Origin of the sequence: Cedecea colo (assembly GCF_011808225.1) — a bacterium.
GTDB classification, from domain to species: domain Bacteria; phylum Pseudomonadota; class Gammaproteobacteria; order Enterobacterales; family Enterobacteriaceae; genus Dryocola; species Dryocola colo.
Genome location: NZ_SOYS01000018.1, coordinates 1 through 4,939 on the forward strand (window position 1 = coordinate 1; position 4,939 = coordinate 4,939).

The 4,939-nt window shown below is 48.8% G+C and carries 4 protein-coding genes, 4 tRNA genes and 2 rRNA genes; 9 read left to right on the plus strand and 1 reads right to left on the minus strand.

What is annotated here, in order from left to right; genetic code table 11:
* From E2L00_RS21165 to birA, 4 genes are all read left to right on the plus strand, one after another.
* Positions 1–243: ribosomal RNA gene (locus tag E2L00_RS21165) — 23S ribosomal RNA — on the plus strand; the annotation flags it as partial.
* A 106-nt stretch (positions 244–349) separates the two neighbouring features.
* Positions 350–465 (plus strand): 5S ribosomal RNA (gene rrf, locus E2L00_RS21170).
* A gap of 136 nt (positions 466–601) precedes the next feature.
* The gene (murB, locus tag E2L00_RS21175) at positions 602–1,630 is read left to right on the plus strand and encodes a UDP-N-acetylmuramate dehydrogenase (protein WP_167615020.1); all 1,029 of its coding nucleotides are present in this window, start codon (positions 602–604) and stop codon (positions 1,628–1,630) included.
* Positions 1,627–2,589 (plus strand): bifunctional biotin--[acetyl-CoA-carboxylase] ligase/biotin operon repressor BirA, encoded by a 963-nt coding sequence (birA, locus tag E2L00_RS21180; protein WP_167615022.1) that lies wholly within the window; start codon positions 1,627–1,629, stop codon positions 2,587–2,589. The genes murB and birA overlap by 4 nt, the downstream gene beginning before the upstream one ends.
* A gap of 31 nt (positions 2,590–2,620) precedes the next feature.
* Here the strand turns inward: birA and coaA are convergent, their stop codons facing one another.
* On the minus strand, positions 2,621–3,571 hold the full coding sequence (coaA, locus tag E2L00_RS21185; RefSeq protein ID WP_236127793.1) for a type I pantothenate kinase: 951 nt from the start codon (positions 3,569–3,571) through the stop codon (positions 2,621–2,623).
* A gap of 498 nt (positions 3,572–4,069) precedes the next feature.
* On the opposite strand from coaA, the gene E2L00_RS21190 reads away from it, so the two are divergent.
* The 5 genes from E2L00_RS21190 to E2L00_RS21210 all read left to right on the plus strand — a co-directional run.
* A tRNA-Thr gene (locus E2L00_RS21190) sits at positions 4,070–4,145 on the plus strand.
* A 10-nt stretch (positions 4,146–4,155) separates the two neighbouring features.
* Positions 4,156–4,240 (plus strand) — tRNA-Tyr (locus E2L00_RS21195).
* Between the two features lie 118 nt (positions 4,241–4,358).
* A tRNA-Gly gene (locus E2L00_RS21200) sits at positions 4,359–4,433 on the plus strand.
* A gap of 5 nt (positions 4,434–4,438) precedes the next feature.
* Positions 4,439–4,514, plus strand: a tRNA-Thr gene (locus tag E2L00_RS21205).
* Between the two features lie 111 nt (positions 4,515–4,625).
* Positions 4,626–4,939, plus strand: a 314-nt coding sequence (locus tag E2L00_RS21210; RefSeq protein WP_044643658.1) for a GTP-binding protein, incomplete at its 3' end; no start/stop codon positions are given.

Here is a 4,939-nt window from a genome sequence, read left to right on the forward strand (position 1 = left end):
AGGACCGGAGTGGACGCATCACTGGTGTTCGGGTTGTCATGCCAATGGCACTGCCCGGTAGCTAAATGCGGAAAAGATAAGCGCTGAAAGCATCTAAGCGCGAAACTTGCCCCGAGATGAGTTCTCCCTGAGCCTTTAAGGCTCCTGAAGGAACGTTGAAGACGACGACGTTGATAGGCTGGGTGTGTAAGTGCAGCGATGCATTGAGCTAACCAGTACTAATGATCCGTGAGGCTTAACCTTACAACACCGAAGGTGTTTTGGTGAGAGACGATAATTTAATTTTCAGCTGMATTCCGAGATTAAACATTGATGGTCATGAGAATGACGGTTAATGAAACAGAATATGCCTGGCGGCAACAGCGCGGTGGTCCCACCTGATCCCATGCCGAACTCAGAAGTGAAACGCCGTAGCGCCGATGGTAGTGTGGGGTCTCCCCATGCGAGAGTAGGGAACTGCCAGGCTCCAAATCAGTGACAGGCCCTGCACGCAAGTGCAGGGCCTTTTGCTGTCTGCGATTTACAGCATCTCCCGCCATACAAGCCAAGCTCAGTCAGATAAGGTAAACTAACCGGGTTTAAACTCAGGAAAGATATCGACATGGGCACCTCCCTTAAGACCTTCAATACATTTGGTATTCAGGCCAATGCTTCGCGTATTGTCATTGTACAGACCGTGCAACAGCTCAAGGAGGCCTGGGACGAAGCCGTATCATTACAAAAGCCGGTTTTGATTCTGGGTGAGGGAAGCAATATCCTCTTTCTTGATGATTTTATCGGCACGGTAATCGTTAACCGCATTGCCGGAATTGCGGTGACAGAAAAAGATGATGCATGGTATTTGCACGTAGGTGCAGGTGAGAACTGGCATCATCTCGTTGAGTATACCTTACAAAAGAATATGCCAGGGCTGGAAAATCTGGCGTTGATTCCAGGTTGCGTTGGCTCTTCTCCAATTCAAAATATTGGTGCCTATGGCGTTGAATTAAAAAACGTTTGTGCCTACGTTGACTGCGTCGATCTACGTAGCGGCGACCTGCATCGTCTTGATAATACACAGTGTCAGTTTGGCTATCGCGACAGCATTTTTAAACATGATTATCACAACAATTATGCGATAACCGCCGTTGGCCTGCGTCTTCCTAAACGATGGCGGCCCGTTCTGACCTACGGTGATTTAACTCGCTTTGATCCAACCACTATTACACCGCAGGAAGTTTTTGATGCGGTATGCCATATGCGCATGACGAAGCTGCCGGATCCCCGCGTTAACGGTAATGCCGGTAGTTTCTTCAAGAATCCGGTGATTACGGCGGAACAGGCTACCGGATTATTATCCGAATTCAGCAGCATGCCTCACTATCCCCAGGCTGATGGATCTGTAAAGCTGGCCGCAGGGTGGCTTATCGATAGGTGCGAACTAAAGGGATATCAGGTTGGCGGTGCTGCAGTTCATCGCCAGCAGGCGTTAGTGTTAATAAATGAAGCGGATGCCACCAGTCAGGATGTCGTCAAGCTGGCGCATTATATTCGTCAGCGCGTTGGTGAAAAATTTAACGTGTGGCTGGAACCAGAGGTTCGCTTTATTAGCGCGAAGGGTGAAGTTAGCGCCGTGGAGACCATTGCATGAAAGATAATAGAATCCCCCTTACCCTGATTTCCATTCTGGCAGATGGAGGATTTCACTCTGGCGAGCAGTTGGGTGAAAAGCTTGGGATGAGCCGTGCGGCTATAAATAAACATATCCAAACGCTACGTGACTGGGGAGTTGATGTATTTACCGTACCGGGGAAAGGATATAGCTTACCCGATCCGATACAGTTACTTGACGAGTCCTTGATTAAAGCGCAAATAAAGCAGGGATCGGTTGCGGTCTTGCCCGTTATCGACTCCACGAATCAATATTTGCTCGAGCGGCTTGATAGCCTTCAGCCCGGAGATGCCTGCATTGCGGAATATCAGCAGGCAGGACGTGGTCGTCGTGGCAGACAATGGTTCTCTCCATTTGGTGCAAACCTCTACCTTTCAATGTACTGGCGGCTGGAGCAAGGGCCTGCCGCAGCAGTCGGACTGAGTCTGGTCATTGGTATCGTCATGGCTGAAGTACTTCGCGGCCTGGGCGCTAATGAAGTCAGGGTTAAATGGCCTAACGATCTCTATCTCAACGATCGTAAGCTGGCCGGCATACTGGTTGAATTGACCGGGAAGACGGGTGATGCAGCGCAGATTGTCATTGGAGCGGGCATTAACCTCGCTATGCGTAATGTCGCGGCGGATGTTATTAATCAGGGTTGGATCAACCTTCAGGAAGCCGGGATCAAAATCGATCGTAACGCGCTGGCAATCGCTTTGATCCAGGAATTACGCTCGGCATTAACTTTATTTGAGAACGAAAGCCTTACGCCATTCCTCGCACGTTGGAAGGTACTTGATAATTACGCTAACCGTCAGGTTAAACTGATTATTGGCGATCGTGAGATATATGGTATTTCCAGAGGAATAAATGAACAGGGCGCATTGCTATTAGAGCAGGATGGAGCGATCAAACCCTGGGTAGGCGGTGAAATATCTCTGCGTGGCGTGAATTAATATGGCAGGGGGATATTATCCCCCTTTTTTACTATTTGCGTAACCGGACGCTTTCCACTGCGTGATTTGCACTTTTGGTCATAATCAGGCTGGCACGCTCGCGTGTGGGGAGTATGTTTTCTTTTAGATTCATCCCGTTAATTTCTTTCCAGAGCTGCGTGGCGATATTAACCGCTTCGTCTTCCGACAGTTTCGCATAGTTATGGAAATAAGAATCGGGATCGGTAAATGCCCCTTCCCGGAACTTCAGAAAGCGGGTGATATACCAGTCCTGCAGCAAATCTTCCGGAGCATCAACGTAAATAGAAAAGTCGACGAAATCCGAAACGAATACATGATGCGGATCGTGCGGATAATCCATGCCGCTTTGTAAAACGTTTAATCCTTCAAGCAGTAAAATATCCGGCTGCGTAACTGTTTTGTCACCGTCGGGAATCACATCATATATAAGATGGGAATAGACAGGTGCGGTGATGTTAGTTGCTCCCGACTTAAGATCGGAAACAAACTTCACCAGGCGATGCATATCATAGGATTGTGGAAATCCCTTTTTCTTCATCAGATTACGCTCTTTGAGCACTTTATTCGGATGAAGGAAACCATCGGTTGTAATTAACTCTACCCGACGGTGTTCGGGCCAGCGGCTAAGCAGCGCCTGCAACACGCGTGCGGTTGTGCTTTTTCCTACGGCAACGCTGCCCGCAATACTAATAATGTAGGGGATGCGCTGTCCGTTAGTGCCGAGGAACTGTTCAAGAACGGCCTGGCGGCGCAAATTTGAACTGATATAGAAGTTCAGTAGACGAGACAGAGGCAGGTAAATTTCTGCCACTTCTTCAAGAGAGAGATCCTCGTTGATACCCTTCAACCGCGCGACTTCCCCTTCGGTCAGCGTCATCGGTACTGAATTACGCAAGGCTGCCCATTGGCTTCGGTTGAACTGCATATAAGGGGTCGTCAATATTTGCTCTTTATTACTCATAAGCATGCTTCTGCCTGTAATTCAGGACAAAATGAACGTTAAACGCGGACTAAGGAAATGAAACCAACCTCAGATAATCAAAGGCGCGCAACGTATTTTACTTTTCAACAATGGGCAGGAGGGTAACACCAGATGGAGGAGAATAATAAGAAAAAAAAGCTAACCTCATCCTTTCGCGAAGAGGCATCACCTTCAAGCCAATAGCTGTTTCAGCTCTCACCGGTATATGTACTGCGGATTTGTTTAGCAAAAAGGAGCCAGAGGAGCTCGATTCAGAAGCAATAAAAGATAAAGCGCCATTTTGGCGTAAGGTGGAAGGTGATCTCTGACGTTGGCGCAGGGAGCTACTATTTGTCTCCAGGGTCAAAAATGAGTCACAAACGGCGGATTAATCATCAAATATTCGATGTGTCGCGCAAAATATGAGCGGTAGTGCGTTTTATGCGATTTTTTTGTTGCATAGCGGCGCCTGTGTTCCTAGAATGCGCGCTACTTGATGCCGACTTAGCTCAGTAGGTAGAGCAACTGACTTGTAATCAGTAGGTCACCAGTTCGATTCCGGTAGTCGGCACCATCAAGTGCCTGGTGGGGTTCCCGAGCGGCCAAAGGGAGCAGACTGTAAATCTGCCGTCATCGACTTCGAAGGTTCGAATCCTTCCCCCACCACCATTTTAAGGCGACGCTTCGCGAAGCCTGAGACGACAAGCTCCAGGCGAGTCGGCTCGAATACTGAGAGGTCTCCTCTCATATTCAAAACAGAATTAAGCAGGTAGCCGAGTTCTAAGATGCGGGCATCGTATAATGGCTATTACCTCAGCCTTCCAAGCTGATGATGTGGGTTCGATTCCCACTGCCCGCTCCAGATGTGCTGATATAGCTCAGTTGGTAGAGCGCACCCTTGGTAAGGGTGAGGTCGGCAGTTCGAATCTGCCTATCAGCACCACTTCTATTCTCCTTCCTGTTTTTCTTCTGTTAATGCATTCAGCAAATTCAGGCATAAGCCTGGTTGATGTGGTGATACCACCGATTTATCCGTGTCTTAGAGGGACAATCGATGTCTAAAGAAAAGTTTGAACGTACAAAACCGCACGTTAACGTCGGTACTATCGGCCACGTTGACCATGGTAAAACAACGCTGACCGCTGCAATCACTACCGTTCTGGCTAAAACCTACGGTGGTTCTGCCCGTGCATTCGATCAGATCGATAACGCGCCGGAAGAAAAAGCTCGTGGTATCACCATCAACACTTCCCACGTTGAATATGACACCCCGACCCGCCACTACGCGCACGTTGACTGCCCGGGACACGCCGACTACGTTAAAAACATGATCACCGGTGCTGCGCAGATGGACGGCGCTATCCTGGT

Excerpts from the sequence above, each read along its gene's own strand:
- murB (WP_167615020.1), top strand. The coding sequence starts at position 602 with ATGGGCACCTCCCTTAAGACCTTCAATACATTTGGTATTCAGGCCAAT.
- coaA (WP_236127793.1), bottom strand. The coding sequence starts at position 3,571 with ATGAGTAATAAAGAGCAAATATTGACGACCCCTTATATGCAGTTCAAC.
- birA (WP_167615022.1), top strand. The coding sequence starts at position 1,627 with ATGAAAGATAATAGAATCCCCCTTACCCTGATTTCCATTCTGGCAGAT.